At 60.3% G+C, this 19,452-nt stretch carries 15 protein-coding genes and 4 tRNA genes; 12 read left to right on the forward strand and 7 right to left on the reverse strand.

Going from position 1 to position 19,452, the window contains the following annotated elements; translation table 11 throughout:
* Nucleotides 1–258: 258 nt before the first annotated feature.
* The 6 genes from galE to OP500_RS00225 form a co-directional block, all read right to left on the reverse strand.
* On the reverse strand, nucleotides 259–1,278 hold the full coding sequence (gene galE, locus OP500_RS00200; RefSeq protein ID WP_274069850.1) for a UDP-glucose 4-epimerase GalE: 1,020 nt from the start codon (nucleotides 1,276–1,278) through the stop codon (nucleotides 259–261).
* A gap of 72 nt (nucleotides 1,279–1,350) precedes the next feature.
* Entirely contained in the window at nucleotides 1,351–1,830 is a 480-nt protein-coding gene (gene ispF / locus OP500_RS00205; protein WP_274069851.1) for a 2-C-methyl-D-erythritol 2,4-cyclodiphosphate synthase, read from the reverse strand.
* A gap of 18 nt (nucleotides 1,831–1,848) precedes the next feature.
* Entirely contained in the window at nucleotides 1,849–2,250 is a 402-nt protein-coding gene (locus tag OP500_RS00210; RefSeq protein WP_274069852.1) for a hypothetical protein, read from the reverse strand.
* 151 nt (nucleotides 2,251–2,401) lie between these two features.
* Nucleotides 2,402–2,965 (reverse strand): type IV secretion protein Rhs, encoded by a 564-nt coding sequence (locus OP500_RS00215; RefSeq protein ID WP_274069853.1) that lies wholly within the window; start codon nucleotides 2,963–2,965, stop codon nucleotides 2,402–2,404.
* Nucleotides 2,966–3,085: 120 nt separating this feature from the next.
* Complete coding sequence (locus OP500_RS00220; protein WP_274069854.1) at nucleotides 3,086–3,559, reverse strand: DUF4870 domain-containing protein; 474 nt, start codon at nucleotides 3,557–3,559, stop codon at nucleotides 3,086–3,088.
* 237 nt (nucleotides 3,560–3,796) lie between these two features.
* The gene (locus OP500_RS00225) at nucleotides 3,797–4,408 is read right to left on the reverse strand and encodes a bacteriohemerythrin (protein WP_274069855.1); all 612 of its coding nucleotides are present in this window, start codon (nucleotides 4,406–4,408) and stop codon (nucleotides 3,797–3,799) included.
* 190 nt (nucleotides 4,409–4,598) lie between these two features.
* On the opposite strand from OP500_RS00225, the gene OP500_RS00230 reads away from it, so the two are divergent.
* The 7 genes from OP500_RS00230 (at nucleotide 4,599) to OP500_RS00260 (ending at nucleotide 13,751) form a co-directional block, all read left to right on the forward strand.
* Nucleotides 4,599–6,479 carry a ribonuclease catalytic domain-containing protein gene (locus tag OP500_RS00230; protein WP_274069856.1) on the forward strand — a complete coding sequence of 627 codons (1,881 nt, stop codon included), beginning with the start codon at nucleotides 4,599–4,601 and terminating at the stop codon, nucleotides 6,477–6,479.
* A gap of 71 nt (nucleotides 6,480–6,550) precedes the next feature.
* Nucleotides 6,551–6,835: a putative quinol monooxygenase gene (locus tag OP500_RS00235; RefSeq protein WP_274069857.1), complete on the forward strand. Its 285-nt coding sequence runs from the start codon at nucleotides 6,551–6,553 to the stop codon at nucleotides 6,833–6,835.
* A gap of 273 nt (nucleotides 6,836–7,108) precedes the next feature.
* Nucleotides 7,109–8,497 carry a class II fumarate hydratase gene (gene fumC / locus OP500_RS00240; protein ID WP_238745199.1) on the forward strand — a complete coding sequence of 463 codons (1,389 nt, stop codon included), beginning with the start codon at nucleotides 7,109–7,111 and terminating at the stop codon, nucleotides 8,495–8,497.
* Between the two features lie 190 nt (nucleotides 8,498–8,687).
* Entirely contained in the window at nucleotides 8,688–9,668 is a 981-nt protein-coding gene (locus OP500_RS00245; protein WP_238745197.1) for a peptidylprolyl isomerase, read from the forward strand.
* A 145-nt stretch (nucleotides 9,669–9,813) separates the two neighbouring features.
* Nucleotides 9,814–12,585: a DNA gyrase subunit A gene (gene gyrA, locus OP500_RS00250; RefSeq protein ID WP_274069858.1), complete on the forward strand. Its 2,772-nt coding sequence runs from the start codon at nucleotides 9,814–9,816 to the stop codon at nucleotides 12,583–12,585.
* A 169-nt stretch (nucleotides 12,586–12,754) separates the two neighbouring features.
* A tRNA-Met gene (locus OP500_RS00255) sits at nucleotides 12,755–12,831 on the forward strand.
* A 110-nt stretch (nucleotides 12,832–12,941) separates the two neighbouring features.
* Nucleotides 12,942–13,751 carry a GNAT family N-acetyltransferase gene (locus tag OP500_RS00260; protein WP_238745193.1) on the forward strand — a complete coding sequence of 270 codons (810 nt, stop codon included), beginning with the start codon at nucleotides 12,942–12,944 and terminating at the stop codon, nucleotides 13,749–13,751.
* 189 nt (nucleotides 13,752–13,940) lie between these two features.
* Here the strand turns inward: OP500_RS00260 and OP500_RS00265 are convergent, their stop codons facing one another.
* Nucleotides 13,941–17,798: a translocation/assembly module TamB domain-containing protein gene (locus tag OP500_RS00265; RefSeq protein WP_274069859.1), complete on the reverse strand. Its 3,858-nt coding sequence runs from the start codon at nucleotides 17,796–17,798 to the stop codon at nucleotides 13,941–13,943.
* A gap of 264 nt (nucleotides 17,799–18,062) precedes the next feature.
* Here OP500_RS00265 and rsmD point away from each other — a divergent pair, with 264 nt between their 5' ends.
* From rsmD to OP500_RS00290, 5 genes are all read left to right on the forward strand, one after another.
* Nucleotides 18,063–18,650, forward strand: a complete 588-nt coding sequence (gene rsmD / locus OP500_RS00270; protein ID WP_238745189.1) for a 16S rRNA (guanine(966)-N(2))-methyltransferase RsmD — start codon at nucleotides 18,063–18,065, stop codon at nucleotides 18,648–18,650.
* A 111-nt stretch (nucleotides 18,651–18,761) separates the two neighbouring features.
* A complete protein-coding gene (locus OP500_RS00275; RefSeq protein WP_238745187.1) occupies nucleotides 18,762–19,016 on the forward strand; it encodes a YfhL family 4Fe-4S dicluster ferredoxin in 255 nt (84 codons plus the stop codon).
* Between the two features lie 124 nt (nucleotides 19,017–19,140).
* Nucleotides 19,141–19,224, forward strand: a tRNA-Tyr gene (locus OP500_RS00280).
* 28 nt (nucleotides 19,225–19,252) lie between these two features.
* Nucleotides 19,253–19,326, forward strand: a tRNA-Gly gene (locus OP500_RS00285).
* 10 nt (nucleotides 19,327–19,336) lie between these two features.
* Nucleotides 19,337–19,411, forward strand: a tRNA-Thr gene (locus OP500_RS00290).
* Nucleotides 19,412–19,452 lie beyond the last annotated feature (41 nt).

Here is a 19,452-nt window from a genome sequence, read left to right on the forward strand (position 1 = left end):
GTTTGGTGCCCAAGCGGTAGTTTGGCTTTCAGGCTGCTTTGGCCGCCGCGTAGGTCGGATACTCGTATCCGACATTTCCGCCATTTTCCTGCGCGGATGCCGTCCTTGAGGTCGGTCGTCGGATTCGAGAATCCGACCTACGATTGAAAGCCATGTAGGCCGGATACTTGTATCCGACATTTCTGCTACGGGAGCTGATGAAAGGTGCGGCGGGCGGCAAAACGGTTTTCAGGCTGCCTGAAAGCAGCTTGGGAATCCTTATTGGCTGCCGTAGCCTTCGGGGTTGTTGCGCTGCCAGTTCCAGCTGTCGCGCATCATGTCGTCTAGGCCGTATTGCGCCTGCCAGCCCAGTTCGGCGGCGGCGCGGGCGGGGTCGGCGTAGCATTGGGCGATGTCGCCGGCGCGGCGCGGTTTGAGCGCGTAGGGAATGCTGCGGCCGCTGGCGCGCTCGAAGGCGCGTACCACTTCCAGCACCGAATAGCCGCGGCCGGTGCCGAGGTTGTAGGTGTGAACGCCGCTGCGGCCGGCTTTGGCTTCCAGCGCCCGCAGGTGGCCGCGGGCGAGATCGACAACGTGGATGTAGTCGCGCACGCCGGTGCCGTCGGGCGTGGGGTAGTCGCTGCCGAACACCGACAATTCGGGCAGCGTGCCGGCAGCCACGCGGCAGATATAGGGCAGCAGGTTGTTGGGAATGCCTTTGGGGTCTTCGCCGATGCGCCCGCTGGGGTGGGCACCGATGGGGTTGAAATAGCGCAGCAGCACGGCGCTCCAGCGCGTATCGGCGGCGGCCAGGTCGCGCAGCACGGTTTCGATGATGTGTTTGGACGTGCCGTAGGGGTTGGTGGTGGCGCCGGTGGGCATGGTTTCGTCGATCGGTACCCGCGCCGGATTGCCGTACACGGTGGCCGACGAGCTGAACACTATCGAAAACACGCTGGCGGCGGCCATTTCTTCAAACAAAACCAGGCTGCCGCAGACGTTGTTGTCGTAATACTCGAGCGGTTTTTGTACGCTCTCGCCCACCGCTTTGAGCGCGGCGAAGTGGATCACGCTGTCGATTTGCTGCTCGGCAAACACGCGGCGCAGCAGGGCGCGGTCGCGGATGTCGCCCTGATAAAACGGCGCGCGGCGGCCGCTGATTTCGGCGATGCGCTCCAAAACGGCCGGTGAGGAATTGCTGAAGTTGTCGAGCAGGACGGTGTGGTGGCCGGCGGCCAGCAGTTCGACGGCGGTATGCGAGCCGATAAAGCCGGCGGCGCCGGTAATCAGAATATTCATGGTGTGCTCGTTTGTTGGGACGGGTTGGGGTTTTAGGCAGCCTGAAAGGGTAGAAAACCGCAAAAACAGCTTTCAGGCTGCCTGCAGCAGCACTACGGCTTGCGCTTCGATGGCTTCGCAGCGGCCGAGGTAGCCAAGGGTTTCGTTGGTTTTGCCCTTGATGTTGACGCAGTCTGCCGGCAGCGCCAGGTCGGCGGCGATATTGGCGCGCATGGCGGCGATGTGCGGCGCGAGTTTGGGGCGCTGGGCGATGACGGTGCAGTCGGCATTGACCGCCTGCCAGCCGGCTTGGCGCACGGCAGCGTAGGCGCGGCGCAAAAGTTCGCGGCTGTCGGCGCCGGCAAATTCGGAGGCGGTGTCGGGGAAGTGGCTGCCGATGTCGCCCAGGCCGGCGGCGCCGAGCAGGGCGTCGGTGAGCGCGTGTAAGAGGGCGTCGGCGTCGGAATGGCCGAGCAGGCCGGTTTCGTGGGGGATACGCACGCCGCCGAGTATCAGCGGGCGGCCGGCAGTCAGGCGGTGGACATCGTAGCCTTGTCCGATGCGGATGTTCATAAGGGCTTTCAAAACGGGTTAAAACGGGGAGACGCTCTGGCCGCGGCCGATCCAGATTTTGTTGGCTTCGGCGATGGCCTGCGGGTCGCGCAATACGCCGGTGCCGAACCACACCAGCGCCTGATTGTCGCGGTTGCAGATGCGCTGCTCGCCTTTGCCATCCTGCCATTGCGCGCACCACAGGGTGGCGCCGGCGGCGGTTTGGCCGGCGCCGCGCTGCCATTGGCCGCGGTGGGTGGCAAGCCAGTTTTGCCAGCCGGCGCGGCGCTTCTCGCCGGCGTTGAGCGGTTTGGGAATCTGCGGCCGGCCGGTGCCGTCACGGTACACCACCAGCTGCAGCGACTGTACGGCGAAGTTTTGCGGCAGCGGGCTTTGGCAGGCGGCCAGCGCCAGCAGCAGGGGCAGCGGCGGGATTTTCACGGCATTCCTTTCGGCTTCGTTCGGCAAAGGCGGCATTATAGCCGCAAGCGGCGGCGGGGCGTGCTATCGGCGGGATTGGCGGCAGTTGGGGCGGCGGCAACAAAAAGCAGCCTGAAAACGGAATTTGGTTTTCAGGCTGCCTTGGTGCCGTTTAAAACCCTTTTGCCCGCAGGAGTGGCAGCGCGGGCAGCAGGCTGCAGTCGGCAGGGTTGGCGAGAAACGGCGCGAGCAGGCGGCGCAATTCGGGCGGCGCGCCCTTACCGTGGCGCTCGGCAAGAAAATAGTCGGCCACCATATCGGCCTGCTGTTCCATATTGAACTGGCAGAAACGGCGGTTTTCGTCCAGCAGGTGGCGGTAGCGGTAGGCAGCGCGGCCGCGGTAGCCGCCGGAAAGCGCCAGCAGCAGGCCGGCCAGGCGCACCGGATAGCCCAGACGGTGCTGCCAAACGTGCACGCATTCGTGGACAAACAGCGCCTGCATGGCGGGGCTCTGCTGCGAAAAATCGGCGCAATACAGCCCGCCGCCGCGCTTGGGCTGGGGGAAATACAGCGCGCCGTTGGGCGCCATCGCGGTGGCGGCAGCCTGAAAGGGCAGATAGCGGCGGCGGTAAATCCGCAGGCGGTCGCAGTCGATTACGCCGCCGAACAGCGGCTCGATCAGCGCGCGCTCGCCGGCGGTGGGCAGGCGCGGGGCGGGAAAGGGGAACAAGGGCATGGCGGGGAGTGTGGCGAAAAGTGTTTAGATTATATGGATTTCCCGGCATCTGGTGGCGTGTCGTGCAAAAAAGCAGCCTGAAAACCGCAAAAGGGTTTTCAGGCTGCTTGGGCGCGGCGCTTATTTGAGCAGCCGCAGGGTAAAGGGATAGCGGTAGGCGACACCTTCGCGCGCTTTCAAGCCGGCGAGAATGCACAGCACAAAATTAACAACCAAAACCATCGGAAAAAGGAGAATACCGATAAAAATCGCCATCAGCACAACGGTAATACCAATGGCGAGGATAACGGTAATCTGAAAATTCAGCGCTTCTTTGGCCTGGTCGGCAACAAAGCCTTTTTGCGGCTGGTCTTTGCTGATCATCCAGATAATCAGCGGCGCGATAAAGCCGAAAACAATGCTCAGCAGATGCGCGAGCATCGCCAGATTGGCATCGTCGGCGGATACGGCGGCGGTGGCGGCGTTTTGCGCGGCGGCGCGCGCGGCATCTTCGGCGATAACCCGCTCGGCGGCTTCGCCGGCCGCTTGGGCTTGGGCGGCCAGGCTTTGCGAATCGGGCTGTTCGGGTTCTTTATTGAGATTCAAATCGCTCATGGTGTTTTCCTCGGTGCGGGATCAATGAAAAATGAAAGTGTGGCGGACTATAACTGCGCTGCGCCGCCGTTTCAACTGTTTTACCAGCTGGCGGGCAAATGTTTTCAGGCTGCCGGATAGGGGATGCGGCAAGCGGGTGCTTAAAAGCAGCCTGAAACGGCAAAAACCGTTTCAGGCTGCTTGGGCAAAACGTTTCAGACTGCCTGCAAGCGTCGCCAAACGGCAAGGGTGCGGCGCTTAGGCAAAATCGGCGGATGCCCAGCCGCCGGCGGAGCGGGGGGCTTCGGCGGGCGTTTCGGCGGCGGGCGGCGTGGTTTCGCGGATATCGCTAAACACCATGCGTTGGTCGCTAGTCTCTTCGGTGCTCGGGGCGGCGGCGCTTTCAGGCTGCCAGTTTGACGGCTGCGGCGCATCGGGGATGGCGGCGGCAAAGTCTTCGTCGTTATACAGGCCGGCGGCTTGGACGCTGTCGATATAGCCGCGGTCGTTCAGGCGGATGTGGCGGAACAGCCAGCCGTCGAGGCTGTTGAGCAGTTCGTCTTTGATGTCTTCGCCGGCGAGCAGGCGGCCTTGGTATTCCATCAGTTTGTTGGCGAAATTCTGGTGCACGCGGCGGTGCGGCTCGGTTAGCGCGTAGCCCGAGCGCTCCATCATGGTTTCTTCGTAGTCGAAATGGTTCATCGAGCAGCTGATAAGGTCAAAAAGCACTTTGCCGATGTCTTCGCTTTTGGCGCCGCTTTTTTCAAATGCGTCGTTCAATTCGTTGATGTATAAAACCATTTGCTGGTGTTGTTTGTCGATTTCGCCAAAGCCGGTGTTCAGGTCGGCGGTCCAGAAAATGTGAGCCATGTTGTTCCTTCGTTGCTGTGTTGGTGCGGGCATGATTGCGGACGCAGCATCTGCAGCATTTTCAGTTCCAATTTTCAGGCTGCCGGGCGCCGCGCCGGCTTGGTTTGACTTTTCTCAAACAATTTTTCGGCGGCGGCGGGGCTTCTTCACTATAATCGCTCCCTTTTTGCCATCTGCCCGCGCCTGCGCCATGAATATTTTTTACGAAGAAGGCGGCAAATTCAAAGCCGCCGCCGTTATCCAGAAGTCCGACGCCACCTATCAGGCGCAAACCCAGCACGGCAAGCGCGCCAAAATCAAAGCCGCCAACGTCTTTGCCGAGTTTGACGGCGATATGGCTGATTTTCTCGAGCGCGCCCAGGAAGAAGCGACGCAAATCGACACCGATCTCTTGTGGGAAAGCTGCGGCGGCGACGAATTTACCGCCGAGCACGCCGCCGCCGAATATTTCGGCGCGGGCTACGGCAAGGTGCAGCTGGCGGCAACGCTGATGGCGCTGTATGCCGCGCCTGCCTATTTCTACAAAAAAAGCAAAGGCGTGTTTAAAGCCGCGCCGGCCGACGTTTTGCAGCAGGCGCTGGCCGCCATCGAGCGCAAAAAGCAGCAGGAAGCGCAGATTGCCGCCTGGTCGCAAGAGTTGCAGGAAGGCAGCCTGCCCGAGGGCGTGGCCGCCGAGCTGAAACAGATTCTGTATGCGCCCGACAAGCAGTCGCCCGCCTACAAAGCCTTTACCCAGGCGGCCGATGCGCTGAAAACCGATGCCTACGGGCTGGCGCGGCACACCGGCGGCATCGCGTCGCTGCCGCAGTATCTGTACGAAGGTTTTGCTTTCGCCCATTTTCCAAACGGCACTGCCGCACCGCAGATTCCGCTGCCGCCGCTGCCCGAATTGCCGCTGGCCGAGGGCATCAGCGCCTTTTCGATTGACGACGACGACACCACCGAAGTGGACGACGCCCTGTCGCTGCAGGATTTGGGCGACGGCCGCCGCCGCGTCGGCATCCACATCGCCGCGCCCACACTGGCGCTGGCTGCAGGCAGCGACATCGAAAAACTGGTTGCCGCGCGCCAAAGCACGGTTTACTACCCGGGCGGCAAAATCACCATGCTGCCGGACAACTGGATTGCCGCCTTTAGCCTAGATGAAGGCCATATCCGCCCCGCTTTCAGCATTTATTTCGACATCTCCCCCGATTTTCAGGCTGCCTATGTCGGCAGCCGCATCGAGCGCGTCGCCATCGGCTGCAATCTGCGCATCCAGAGCATCGAGCCGCTGTTCAACAGCGAAACCGGCACTGGCGCCGCCGAAGCCGCGGCCGGCGCCTTTCCCCACCATGCCGATCTGGCCTACCTTTTCACGCTGGCTCAGGAATTGCAGAAACAGCGCGACCGTTTTGAAGAAAACACCGTCAAACGCTACGACTACAGCGTGCGGCTGCAGGAAGACGGCCGCGTAGCCGTGGCCAAGCGCGAGCGCGGTTCGCCCATCGACACGCTGGTCAGCGAAATGATGATACTGGCCAACAGCACTTGGGCGAAAATGCTCGACGAGCACGATCTGCCCGCCATTTTCCGCGTTCAGGCTGCCGGCGGGCGGGTGCGGATGTCCACCCGCAGCGAAGCGCACACCGGCATGAATCTGAGCCACTACGGCTGGTTCACTTCGCCGCTGCGCCGCGCCGCCGACTGCATCAACCAGCAGCAGCTCGCTTCCCTGCTGCTGCCCGACACCGCCCCGCGCTACAGCGATAACCGCGACGGCCTGTTTGCCGCCGTCGGCGCCTTTGAGAGCGCCCACGCCGCCTACCGCGAGTTTCAGGACACCATGGAAGCCTATTGGTCGCTGGTTTATCTCGAACAGCAGCAAATCCGCGAAGTGCGCGCCCAAGTGCTCCGGGAAGACTTGGTGCGCGTGGACGGCCTGCCGCTGGTGGCACGCGCCACCGGCATTCCGCTGGAAATTGCCCCGCGCAGCCTGATTCAGGCTGCCGTGACCGCGCTGGATGCGGAAAAACAGCATTTGGCGCTGCGTTATCTGAACGTTGTTCCCGCCGTTGATCAGGCAGCCTGAAAACCGCTTTCAGGCTGCCGGCGCCCGTGCCATAATGGCCGCCCGACCTAACCCTTGCGAAAGGAAAAACCATGCTTACCGTACTTGCCCGCTTCCAAGTCAAAGCCGGTCAGGCTGAGCGCTTTCAAGAGTTGTGCGCCGAGCTGATCGCCGCCACCCGTCAGGAACAAGGCTGCGTGTCCTACGAGCTGTTTCAAGACAAAGCCGACGGCAACAAATTCAGCTTTATCGAATTCTGGCAAACCCAAGCCGATTTGGACGCCCATTCCGCATCTGCACACTTCACCCGCATCGTGCCGCAGCTGGTCGATATCAGCGACGAGGTAATGGTGCAAACCTTTGAGAAAGTCGCCTAAAGTCAAAGGCAAAAGCAGCCTGAAAACGCCAATCGTGTTTTCAGGCTGCTTTTTAAATAACGGCCATGCGTAGGGTGCGCCCCGCGCACCGAAAACCGCCGGCTATTTCTTTCAGGCTGCTTTTTCAGGCAGCCTGAAACCTGGCGAAACCATACCGGCGGGCGCTTTGGCGCTTATTTTGCCGCGCCGAGTTTTCAGGCAGCCTGAAAGCGCTATAATCATTGCGTTGTAACACAGTGTAGTTTTCCCCCAACCCATTACAGGAGAAACCCTATGAGCACCCGTACCGAACACGACACCATGGGCAATGTAGAAGTGCCGTCTGAAGCCTACTGGGGCGCGCAAACGCAGCGCAGCCGCCAGAATTTCAAAATCGGCGGCGAAACCCTGCCGCAGCCGATGATTCACGCGATGGCGCTGGTGAAAAAAGCCGCCGCGCACACCAATGCCGCGCTCGGCCGCATCAAACAGGAGCAGGCGGATTTGATTGTTCAGGCTGCCGATGATGTGCTTGCGGGCAAGCTCGACGGCCAATTCCCGCTGGTGGTATGGCAAACCGGTTCGGGCACGCAGTCCAATATGAACATGAACGAAGTCTTGGCCAACCGCGCCAACGAAATCGCAGGCACTGGCTTGGCCGCCTACCAACCCGTGCATCCCAACGACCATGTGAACCACGCGCAATCGACCAACGACAGCTTCCCCACCGCCATCCACGTCGCCGCCGCGATTGAAATCAACCGCCTGCTGATTCCCGCCGTCAAAGCCCTGCGCGACACGCTGGACAAAAAAGCCCAAGCCTTCGCCCCCATCGTCAAAATCGGCCGCACCCACCTGCAAGACGCCACGCCGCTGACTTTGGGCCAGGAATTTTCCGGCTACGTTTCCCAGCTTGACCACGGTCTCGACCGCCTGCAAGACGCGCTCAAAGGCCTGTACGAACTGCCCTTGGGCGGTACCGCCGTCGGCACAGGTTTGAACAGCCACCCCGAATACGCCGCCAAAGCCGCCGCACGTTTGGCCGAACTTTCCGGTTTGCCGTTTGTAACCGCGCCGAACAAATTTGAAGCCCTTGCCGGACGCGACGCCGCCGTGTACGCCTCGGGCGCACTCAAAACCCTTGCCGCCAGCCTGAACAAAATCGCCAACGACATCCGCTGGCTCGCCTCCGGCCCGCGCTGCGGCCTGGGCGAAATCAAAATCCCCGAAAACGAGCCTGGCTCGTCCATCATGCCCGGCAAAGTCAACCCCACCCAATGCGAAGCCATGACCATGGTGTGCTGCCAAGTGTTCGGCAACGACGTCGCCATCGGCATGGCGGGCGCCTCGGGCAATTTTGAGCTCAACGTTTACATGCCCATGATTGCGTATAACCTCTTGCAATCCGTGCGCCTCTTGGGCGACGCCTGCAACAGCTTCAACGAAAACTGCGCCGTCGGCATCGAGCCCGTGCCCGAAAAAATCGACTACTTCCTGCACCACTCGCTGATGCTCGTTACCGCGCTCAACCGCAAAATCGGCTACGAAAACGCCGCCAAAGTCGCCAAAACCGCCTACAAAAACGACAAATCCCTGCGCGAAACTGCCATCGAGCTGGGTTTGCTGACTGGAGAAGAGTTTGACCAACTGGTCGTGCCTGCGGATATGGTGGCGCCGCGTTAAGCTGTTTTCGCTTTGATGCAGTAAAAGGCAGCCTGAAAACCTTGCAAACGGGGTTTCAGGCTGCTTTTCGTTTTTCAGGCTGCCTTGACGGCGTGCCGTGCCGTCAGTACATTTCAAGCCGTCTGCCGCTGCGGTTGCGGCCGTGTGCGGGCAGCCTGAAAAGTCCCAGAAAACATCCAGGAGAAAAACCATGTTGAAAGCCGCTGTTGCTTTGGCGCTGGCTGCCGTTGTGAGCGCCGCCGCTGCCGATAATCCGCCTGAGCGCAAGTCTGCCGCCGATGTGCTGAAGGAGGCGCCGGCGGATGCGTGGCGCAGTATCGACCAGCGCAATCTGGTGTATATCACGCTGAAAAACGGCAATCGGGTGGTGATCGAGCTGGCGGAAGATTTTGCGCCGCGCCATGCCGAGCAGATCCGGCTGCTGGCGGCCGGCCGCTTTTTCGACGGCTTGAGCGTGTACCGCGTGCAGGATAATTTTGTTGCCCAGTTTGGCGATGCCGATGGCGACAACCCGGCCAAGCGGCGCAAACTGCCGCGCCATGCCGCCGCCAAGCTGGCGCCGGAGTTTGCCCGCCCGCTGGCGGGGTTGAATTTCGTACCGTTGGAAGACAAAGAGCCGGCGGCGTTATCTGACCAAATCGGTTATGCCGGCAGCTTTCCGGTGGCGGTGAAAGACGGCGAGGCGTGGATTCCGCATTGCTACGGCATGGTCGGCGCGGCGCGCAACAACGAGCCGGACAGTTCGACCGCCAGCGAGCTGTATGTGGTAATCGGCCAGCCGGCGCGCAATCTCGACCGCCAGATTACCGTGGTCGGCCGCGTGGTGGCGGGCATCGAGCATCTGGCGGCGCTGCCGCGCGGCAATCCGAATAATCTGGGCTTTTACGACAAAGCCGCACAGCGGGTGCCGATTCTGAGCCTGCGGCTGGGCAGCGAGTTACCCAAGTCGCAGCAGACTGACTACCAAACCCTGCGCACCGACAGCCCAAGTTTCAAAGACTTGGAAGCGTCGCGCAAACGCATGGACGGCGAATGGTATGCCCGCGAAACGCCGGATTATCAGGGCGTGTGCGATTTGCGTGCATCGGTTCGGGTGAATCCGGCATCGTTAAAAACCGCTGCCGCGGCCAAAGCCAAAGCGCCGGCTAAAGCGGGTAAGGCGAAGAAATAGCTTGCCGGTTATTGGTTTTCAGGCTGCCTGCGGGCGGCCTGTTGTGCGTTTGGGCAGCCTGAAAAGCGTTGAACTGGGCTTTCAGGCTCCCTTTTGCGGTTTATGGTAAAATCGCGCGTTTTCAGCTTTTTCGGAACGCCGCAATATGAGCGCCAACGACCACCAGTTTGCCAAAGAGACCATCGCCGTCAGCCTAGAAGACGAAATGCGCCAGTCCTATCTCGATTACGCGATGAGCGTGATTGTGGGGCGCGCGCTGCCCGATGTGCGCGACGGTCTCAAACCCGTGCACCGCCGCGTGCTCTACGCTATGCACGAGTTGAAAAACAACTGGAACAGCGCCTATAAAAAGTCCGCCCGCGTGGTCGGCGATGTGATCGGTAAATACCACCCGCACGGCGATTCTGCGGTGTATATGACCATCGTGCGCATGGCGCAGCCCTTTTCCCTGCGCTATATGTTTGTCGACGGGCAGGGCAACTTCGGCTCGGTGGACGGCGACAATCCGGCGGCGATGCGTTACACCGAAATCCGCATGGCGAAAATCGCCCACGAAATGCTGGCGGACATCGAAGAAGAAACGGTTAATTTCGGCCCCAACTACGACGGCAGTGAAAGCGAGCCGCTGATTCTGCCGGCGCGCATCCCCGCGCTGCTGGTAAACGGCTCCGAAGGCATCGCGGTGGGCATGGCCACCAATATTCCGCCGCACAATCTGAATGATACGGTTGATGCCTGCCTGAAACTGCTGGCCGAACCGGATACCGATATTGATGAGTTGATCGACATCGTCAAAGCCCCCGACTTCCCCACCGGCGCCACCATCTACGGCTTGTCCGGCGTGCGCGAAGGCTACCGCAGCGGCCGCGGCCGCGTAGTGATGCGGGCGAAAACCCATATCGAGCCCATCGGCAAAAACGGCGAGCGCGAAGCGATTATCGTCGATGAAATCCCCTATCAGGTAAACAAAGCCAAGCTGGTGGAAAAAATCGGCGAGCTGGTGCGCGATAAAGTATTGGAAGGCATCAGCGAATTGCGCGACGAATCGGACAAATCCGGTATGCGCGTGGTGATCGAGCTGAAACGCAACGAAAACGCCGAAGTGGTATTGAACCAGCTCTACAAACTCACCCAGCTGCAAGACAGCTTCGGCATCAATATGGTGGCGCTGGTGGACGGCCAGCCGCGCCTGCTTAATCTGAAACAAATCCTGAGCGAATTTCTGCGCCACCGCCGCGAAGTCGTTACCCGCCGCACGCTCTACCGCCTGAAAAAAGCCCGCCACGAAGGCCATATTGCCGAAGGCAAGGCGGTGGCGCTGTCGAATATCGATGAAATGATCCAGCTGATCAAAGAATCCGCGGACGCGCCCGAAGCCAAAGCCAGGCTACTGGCGCGGCCGTGGCAGTCCGGCCTGGTGGGCGAAATGCTCTCGCGCACCGATTTGGACATGCAGATGGCGCGCCCCGAAGGGCTGCCTGAAAATCTCGGCCTGCGCGGCGACGGCTACCATCTGAGCGAATTGCAGGCCGACGCCATCCTGCGCATGAGCCTGCGCAACCTGACCGGTCTCGACCAAGACACCATCGTTGCCGACTACAAAACCATCATGGCGCAAATCATCGACTTTATCGACATTCTCGCCAAACCCGAACGCATCACCCAAATCATCCGCGAAGAGCTGGAAGAAACCAAAAACAATTTCGGCGACGAACGCCGCAGCGAAATCAACCCCTTCGGCGGCGACATTGCCGACGAGGACCTGATTCCGCCGCGCGAAATGGTGGTTACGCTCACCCACGGCGGCTACATCAAAACCCAGCCGACCACCGACTACCAAGCCCAGCGGCGCGGCGGGCGCGGCAAACAGGCCGCCGCCACCAAAGACGAAGACTTTATCGAAAGCCTGTTTGTCGCCAACACCCACGATTACCTGATGTGCTTCACCAGCTTCGGCCGCTGCCATTGGATTAAGGTGTACAAGCTGCCCGAAGGCGGCCGCAACAGCCGCGGGCGCCCGATTAACAACGTTATCCAGCTCGAAGAAAACGAAAAAGTCAGCGCCATTCTTGCCGTGCGCGATTTCCCCGAAGACCAGTACGTCTTCTTCGCCACCGCGCAGGGCATGGTGAAAAAAGTCCAGCTTTCCGCCTTTAAAAACGTGCGCAGCCAGGGCATCAAAGCCATCGCCATGAAAGAAGGCGACAGTCTGGTGGGCGTAGCCAAAACCGGCGGCGCCGACGACATCATGCTGTTTTCCAATCTCGGCAAGGCCATCCGCTTCAACGAATACTGGGAGCGCAGCAGCGAGCACGACGATGCCGAAAGCGACGAAACCGAGCTTTCAGGCAGCCTGAACGACGGCGACGAAGAAAGCGGCGACAGCGACGGCGCCCCCGTCAGCGGCAAACACGGCGTGCGCCCGAGCGGACGCGGCAGCGGCGGCATGCGCGGCATGCGGCTGCCTGAAAACGGCCGCATCGTCAGCCTGATTACCTTCGCCCCCGAAGCCGAAGAGAGCGAATTGCAGGTGCTCACCGCCACCGCCAACGGCTACGGCAAACGCACCCCGATTGCCGGCTACCCGCGCAAAAACAAAGGCGGCCAAGGCAATATCGCCATCAATACCGGCGAGCGCAACGGCGATCTGGTTGCCGCCACGCTGGTGCGCGATTCCGACGATCTGATGCTGATTACCAGCGGCGGCGTGCTGATCCGCACCAAAGTCGAACAAATCCGCGAAACCGGCCGCACCGCCGCCGGCGTCAAGCTGATCAATCTCGACGACGGTGAACAGCTGGTCAGCCTGGAGCCGGTGGCCGAAGAAGAAAACGTCGAAGACGATGCCACCGAAACTGCGGGCGAAAGCACCGCCGGCGAAGTCCCCGCCGCAGCGGACGACACCGCAGCGGAATAAAACCGCCGCACAAGAAAGGCAGCCTGAAAATGCCAAAGCGAGTTTTCAGGCTGCCTTTGTATCGTGGTTTTCAGGCAGCCTGAAAGCCCGAATGGTTGCAGTCTGTCGCGCTTACAGTCAAAACGCTTGACGGCCTGCGCCAAACCGCGTATATTCCGCCTTCTTCAGACGCGGGGTGGAGCAGCATGGTAGCTCGTCGGGCTCATAACCCGAAGGTCGTAGGTTCGAATCCTGCCCCCGCAACCAAATACCAAACCGTCTCAAATTGAGACGGTTTTTTCGTGCGCGCCGTTGCGGCAATGGCGGTTTGGCGGCGCTTACACTATAATTCCGCTTTTTTTCCGTCCGGCAAAAATATGTCCGCCCCACATCCCGACGCCGTCATCATCCACGGCACCACCAGCAACGGCAAAGTGTTCCGCCCCAGCGACTGGGCGGAGCGTTTGTGCGGCATCCTGTCGTCGTTCAACAAAGACCACCGCCTGTCCTACCATGAATGGGTGCATCCCGTGCTGCTGGACAAAATCCGCTGCGTGGTCATCGACGCCAAGCTGCAGGAAATCAATCCCAGCATGTTCCGCTTTCTGATGGATTTTGCCGCCGACAACGACTTGCGCGTGCTCGACGGCAAAACCCTGCAGGCCGAGCAGCAGGGCGGTGCGGCGCCGCTGCAACAGGCAGTACCGGACAGCAAAACCGCCTATGCCAGCGGCCAGCTGCGCGAAATCGCCGCCGACAACACCGCCGCCGCCTATGCCGCCCTGAGCGTGCTGCGGCCGATGATCGGCAGCGTCGAGCAGTTTGTCGCGCAGGTAAACGGGGTGCAGCGCGGCGAAGGCTACCGCCTGATCGGCATTTTTGAAGCCGGCAAAAACAGCGCGGTGGCAGTATGCGGTTTTCGCGAACGCACCAATCTGGTCAGCGGCCGCCACATCCATATCGACGATCTGGTTACCCTGCCTGAAAGCCGCAAACGTGGCTACGCCGGCCGCCTGCTCGACGAAGTGCAGCGCATTGCCGCCGAGCAGGGCATCGGCCAGATGCAGGTGGACAGCAGCGTCGGCGGCGAGCGCGCCAACGCCCACCGCGTTTACTTCCAGCACGGCTTTGAAATCGACGCCTACCATTTTGTCTGCCCGATTGTGCCGCAGAAGAAAGAGTCCTAAAGTCTGAACCATCCCAGCAAAAAGCAGCCTGAAAACCGCCAATCCGGTTTTCAGGCTGCTTTGGCTTTCAGTGCTGTAGGTTGGGTCGAGACCCAACAATACGGTCAGATTCCTTGTCAATGTTGGGTTTGGCAACCCAAGCTACCTGCTTTCAGGCTGCCTGAAAGCCAAAGGCAGCCTGAAAGGGGTTTAGTCGAAGCGGTGGATGTATTTCACTTCGCCGCCGGAGCTTTCGGTGCCGCCGCGGATGACTGCCTGGAAAGAGCGGCTGAACTGGTACACCAGTTTCACCGACTGGCTGGCGGTGCCCAGCCCGACTTCGTAGCCGAGATAAAGGTTTTGGGTGAGCTGTTTGCCGAAGGTCAGGATTTGCTGGGCGGGGTTCATTTCGCCGGTTTGGGCGTTGCGGGTTTGGCGGCTGGTCAGCCCGAAGTCGTCCACCAGGCCGATTTTGTCGTTGACGCGGCCGGCGAGCCAGGCGCTGGCGGCGGTGGCAAGCGCGGCTTCGTCGGCGCTGCTGCCGCTGCTGCCGCGGTTGAGAATCAGCCAGGAGAGCTTGTCTTTTTCGCTCATCGCTTCGTTGGCAACCAGGCTTACGCGCGGTTTGTCGAGACTGCCGAGCACTTCCACGCCGGCGCCCACCGGCGAATTGCGGCGTTCGGCGCGGATGTTGAGCGTGGGTTTGTCGAGCGGGCCGACGAAGGAAACCACGCCTTTTTTAATCACCAAGTCCTGGCCGTAGGCTTTGTAGCGGCCTTTGATTACGTTGACGCTGCCGACCGCCTGCATTTTGCTGCCGGGGCGGGCGCTGATGTTGAGTTTGCCGCCGAGGGTAACGTTCAGGCCGCTGCCGCTGAAGCGGAAGGCATCGTTGAGGTCGAAAACGAGGTTGAGGTTCATCGGGAAGGCGGTGGCGGGCGGTTTTTCCGCTTCGCCGAGAATAACGACGTCGTCATCCAGCTCGGGCATGCTGCTTTCTTGGAAGCCGAAGCGGCCTTCGTCGGTTTTCAGGCTGCCGTCGAGGGTGAACAGGCTACCGTCGTAGCCGGCATCGGCGCTGCCGCTGACGGTCAGGCGGCGCGAGGGTTTGTCGAGCAGGCGGTAGCGGTCGAAAACGACTTTGGCTTTTACGTCGGTTTTGCCTTCGTTCAGGCCGGCGCTGCCGGTGAGGGTTACGGTGCCGCCGTTGCGGAAGGTGAGCGAGTCGATAATCCAGCGCATGCCCTGCAGGCGGGATTGCAGTTTGCCGTCGGCCAGCACTACGCCGACGTCGCGGTTGCGGTAGAACAGGTCTTCGCCGGTAATGGTGCCGTCGAATTTGGGGTCGTTGAGCCGGCCGCTGATACGGGCTTCACCTTTCAGGCTGCCGCGGATGGTCTGGCCGGCAGGCAGCAGGTTGCGCAGGGTTTGCAGCTCTTGGGCGTCGAGCCGCACGGCGCCCTGTATCGGCGCTTCGACAAAGCGGCCGCCGCCGAATACCTGCAGGATGTCGAATTCGCCGGCGGCTTTGCCGTAGCGGGTGTCGCCGCTGAAGCGGCTGCGGATGCCACTGGCGGTAAGGTTGGTGTTGAGCACGAAATTGCTGAGATTAAGCGCCTGTTTGCGTTTGGTGGGCAGGGTAATGTCGCCACCCTGCTGTTTGATGTTGAGATAGCCGTTGGGGCTTTGGCTGTAGCTCAAATCCCAGTTGCCGGCGAGCACCAGATTGTGCTCGACCGGCGGGGTGTAGAAATTGTGCAGTTCGGCAAAATGAAGGTTGTCGGCGCTGCCTTTGGCGGAAAGGCCGCTTTTTTTGTCCCACACGAAGCGTTCCAGATTCAGGCTGCCGCCGAGTGCGCGCCAGCGGGCGCTGCTGAGGGAAACACGCTCTTTGCCGGCTTCGAGCGTGAGCGGGTTTTGCAGGCTCAGATTAAGGGCGCCGGAAGTGTTGAGGGTGCCGACGCTGCCGTGCCACTGGTTTTGCTCGTTCAGCCCGCCGTCGGCCGCCAGCTGGGCTTTGAGCGGTTTGCCGTCGATTTTCAGGCTGCCTGTGCCGCGGATGTTGTGGCGGCGCAGCGTACCTTTTAAGGTCAGTTCGACTTGGTCGATGTCGGTGCTGCCGGCCAGGATGTTTTGGCCTTTGAGATCGATGTCGAGCGGGCGCTGCGGGTCGGGCGAGCCGTGCAGCCTGAAATCGACGCGACCGATTTGCACGGCGCCCGGCACTTTCAGGCTGCGTGCCTGGCCGTCGAGCGCAGCGTCGATTTTCGTCCAGCCGTTGTCGGTGCTGGTGAGCGTACCTTTGGCGTTGAGCAGCCCTTCGAGACCGAAACCGAATTGGGCGAGATTGGGCGCGTCGATGTTCAGGCGCAGCACGCTGCCGCGGCGGCCGAAGCTGCCTTTGGTGTCGATCAGGTTGCTGCCCAGCCGTACCGACAAATCGGCGCGGCTCAGATAGCCTTGTTCGTAGGAGACTTTGCCGCCGCCGCTGAGATTGGCGCCGGAGAGCTGCGACGGGGCGAACTGCAGGTCGCTGTGGAAAACCTGGTCGGCGATTCTGCCGTCGAGTTTGATGCTGCCGTTGATGTTGCCGGCCGGCCAGGAAGCGTCGATTTTGGCGGGGTTGAAATGCTCGCTGCGCAGCTGCGCCTGCAGGGCGTGTTCTTTAAACAGCGCAAGGCTGCCTGAAAGCTGGAGGCTGCCGCCGTCTTTGGGCGCAATGCGGCCGTTTTCGATGATAACGGTGCGCTGGCGGTTTTGGGTGTCGGTGGCGAGCTTCACATTACCGGTGCTGTCGGTATTCCACGCGTTGAGCTGCCATTTGGCTTGCGGTTCGGCAAAACTGCCGCTAAAGGCGATGCTGCCGTTGAGCGTGCCGGCCAGCGGGGTGGCAAGCAGGTCGGCGGCGGTGAGGGTGCTGAGACGGGTATTGAGTTTGAGCCGCTCTTTTTCGGTATCGACGGTGCCGGCCAGCGAGATTTTGCCGTTTTTAATCAGGGCAAGATCGGCGGCGGCAACGTCGATCAGACCGTTTTGGTCGATGGTAAAGTTGGCGGTCAGTTCCTGCACCGGAATGCCGTTGTTGTCGATGGCGGCGGGTTTGCTGTTGAGCAGGCTGATGTCGCCGTCGAGCGCAATATTGCCGCCGCCGGTGCGCGGCAGCACCGATGCCTTGAAGGTGAGATTGGCCGCGGGCAGGCCGGCCATAAAGGCTTTGGGATTGATGTTGCTGCCTTCGAGTTTGATGTGGCCGATCATGTCGCCCAAGTCGTCGGCAAACGGCTTGACGCGGGTATCGGCATGCAGCGAGACGTCTTTGCCGATGATGTGGGTGTTCAGAACGGTGTTTTCGAGGGTGCCGGAGAGCAGCAGGTGGTTGTCGATGGCGATACCTTCGAGTTCGCCTTTGGAATCGAGCGTGCCCTGCAGGGCGAAAGGCGAGTCGGCGGTGAGCGAGAAGCGCCCCTGGTTGTCGGCCCACGGCGTTTTCAGGCTGGGAATGTCGAGCAGGTGTTCGAGATGGTTGTAGTGATAACCGGCCTGCAGGCCGCCGAGGATTTCGCTGTGCTTTTTGCCGATGGTGATTTTGCCGGCGCGGATGCTGTCGATGTCGATGCTCAGCGGCAGATTGAGGTTTTCAGGCAGCCTGAAAGGTTCTTTTGATTCGGGTTTGGGCGGCGTGGGTTTGGTTTGGATGTCGATGTCGCCCGCTTCGATGCGGCTGATGTGCAGATGGCGCTGCCAGAGTTCGTTTGGCTTCCACGCGAATACGGCGCGGCTGACGGCAACGTCCGCCCCTTCGGTCTGCACGGTCAGACCGTCGGCCTGAAAGCCGCCCCATACCGTGCCCTGCAGTTTTTCGGCACGGATGCCGACGCCGAACCACGACGGAATCTTGAACGCGGCAAACCGCAGGCCGGAATGGCTGCCGAGCAGCCAGACCAGGGCGGCGGCCAGCACCGCCACCAACAGCAGCAAAGTGAGCGCCAAGCGCCGCAGCCAGCGGCGTTTGCGCGGCGGCGCAGCGGTTTTGGCGGGCGGCGGATTGTTCGGAGTTTCGTCGGTCATAACGGGCAGTGCGGCTGGCGAAAAGGGCGGATTATATAGGTAAACGCCGCCGGCCGCGCGTTTGCACGGCAGCCTGAAAAGCATGAGGCAGCCTGAAAAATGTTTTCAGGCTGCCTTGGGCGTCGCACCTGCCAATAAGGCCGGCTGCTGCGGCAAGAAGCGGTATTGACGTTTCAGGCAGCCTGAAAAGACGGGCATGGGGTGGGCGCTTTGACTATAATGCCGCCCCGACCGTTTGATAGCGATTGCCGAAAGCAGCCTGAAATGACCCGCCAGAAAACCGAAAAACACCACGCCAAACACCGTAACCGCGTCCGCATTATCGGCGGCAGCTGCCGCGGCAGGCAGCTTGTTTTCGCCGATGCCGCCGGCCTGCGCCCGACTGCCGACAGCGTGCGCGAGCGGCTGTTTAACTGGCTGGGACAGGATTTGAGTGGCCTTGCGGTGCTGGATTTGTTTGCCGGCAGCGGGGCGCTGGGTTTTGAGGCGGCATCGCGAAACGCACAATCGGTCTGTCTATGCGAAATCCATGCGCAGACGGCTGCCGCATTGCAGCGTCAGGCGCAGGAGTTCGGCCTGCAGGATCGCTTGCGGGTAGTCAGGCAGGATGCGCTGCCGTTTCTGCAGCAAAGCAGCCTGAAATTTGATGTCGTGTTTCTTGACCCGCCTTTCGGCTGGGAAAAATGGCCGGAACTCTTTAAGGCTTTGGAAAACCGCCTGGCTGATCAGGCTGCGGTCTATATTGAAGCCGAGGCGCTGCCACCGCTGCCGCCGTATTTGGAAGTCCGCCGCGAGGGCAGGGCGGGCAAAAGCGTGTTTGTGCTGGCAAGGCAGCCTGAAATCGGAAATTGAATACATTTAATAAACATTCTCAAGCACTTAAGTGTAAAAAAATCTGAAATTTTCAAATTAAAGCGTGCTATAATGCCGCGCTTTTTAATTTGTTTGCGTGAGATTGTTGAAATGTCTCTATTTATTACCGATGAATGCATCAACTGCGACGTGTGCGAGCCGGAATGCCCGAACGATGCTATTTCGCAGGGGGAGGAAATTTACGAAATCGATCCCAATCTGTGCACGCAGTGCGTCGGCCATTACGACGAGCCGCAATGCCAGCAGGTCTGCCCCGTGGACTGCATTCTGATTGACGAAGAAAACCCCGAAACACACGAAGAATTGATGGCGAAATACGAAAGAATCATTACATTCCATCGCTAAATGTGTTAAATCGGCATGGTTTAAATTTTTATTAAAAATATTGTGTTGTCATTAACGGTGCTCGGTGGGGTTAAAATGCCCTTGACGGGCGCTGCTTGAAGCGGATATATTCCGCTTTCTCTTTGGTGGGATTCCCGAGCGGTCAAAGGGGGCAGACTGTAAATCTGTTGCGTGAGCTTCGAAGGTTCGAATCCTTCTCCCACCACCACTGGTTTCATTTTGGAGTGGTTAAATAAGCGGGTGTAGCTCAATGGTAGAGCAGAAGCCTTCCAAGCTTACGGTGAGGGTTCGATTCCCTTCACCCGCTCCAAATAATTTAGGCCCATGTAGCTCAGGGGTAGAGCACTCCCTTGGTAAGGGAGAGGTCGGCAGTTCAATTCTGCCTATGGGCACCATCTAATTTTTTCCCTTATTTTTAATTTTAGTGATACAGGAA

This window comes from Kingella sp. SNUBH-2017, from assembly GCF_028680565.1.
GTDB classification, from domain to species: domain Bacteria; phylum Pseudomonadota; class Gammaproteobacteria; order Burkholderiales; family Neisseriaceae; genus Kingella_D; species Kingella_D pumchi.

Bases quoted from the DNA above. Each gene is read 5' to 3' on its own strand.
- galE (WP_274069850.1), bottom strand. From the start codon at position 1,278: ATGAATATTCTGATTACCGGCGCCGCCGGCTTTATCGGCTCGCATACC.
- OP500_RS00220 (WP_274069854.1), bottom strand. From the start codon at position 3,559: ATGAGCGATTTGAATCTCAATAAAGAACCCGAACAGCCCGATTCGCAA.
- OP500_RS00260 (WP_238745193.1), top strand. From the start codon at position 12,942: ATGTCCGCCCCACATCCCGACGCCGTCATCATCCACGGCACCACCAGC.
- OP500_RS00225 (WP_274069855.1), bottom strand. From the start codon at position 4,408: ATGGCTCACATTTTCTGGACCGCCGACCTGAACACCGGCTTTGGCGAA.
- gyrA (WP_274069858.1), top strand. From the start codon at position 9,814: ATGAGCGCCAACGACCACCAGTTTGCCAAAGAGACCATCGCCGTCAGC.
- OP500_RS00215 (WP_274069853.1), bottom strand. From the start codon at position 2,965: ATGCCCTTGTTCCCCTTTCCCGCCCCGCGCCTGCCCACCGCCGGCGAG.
- OP500_RS00235 (WP_274069857.1), top strand. From the start codon at position 6,551: ATGCTTACCGTACTTGCCCGCTTCCAAGTCAAAGCCGGTCAGGCTGAG.
- OP500_RS00245 (WP_238745197.1), top strand. From the start codon at position 8,688: ATGTTGAAAGCCGCTGTTGCTTTGGCGCTGGCTGCCGTTGTGAGCGCC.
- rsmD (WP_238745189.1), top strand. From the start codon at position 18,063: ATGACCCGCCAGAAAACCGAAAAACACCACGCCAAACACCGTAACCGC.
- OP500_RS00275 (WP_238745187.1), top strand. From the start codon at position 18,762: ATGTCTCTATTTATTACCGATGAATGCATCAACTGCGACGTGTGCGAG.
- fumC (WP_238745199.1), top strand. From the start codon at position 7,109: ATGAGCACCCGTACCGAACACGACACCATGGGCAATGTAGAAGTGCCG.
- OP500_RS00265 (WP_274069859.1), bottom strand. From the start codon at position 17,798: ATGACCGACGAAACTCCGAACAATCCGCCGCCCGCCAAAACCGCTGCG.
- OP500_RS00230 (WP_274069856.1), top strand. From the start codon at position 4,599: ATGAATATTTTTTACGAAGAAGGCGGCAAATTCAAAGCCGCCGCCGTT.
- ispF (WP_274069851.1), bottom strand. From the start codon at position 1,830: ATGAACATCCGCATCGGACAAGGCTACGATGTCCACCGCCTGACTGCC.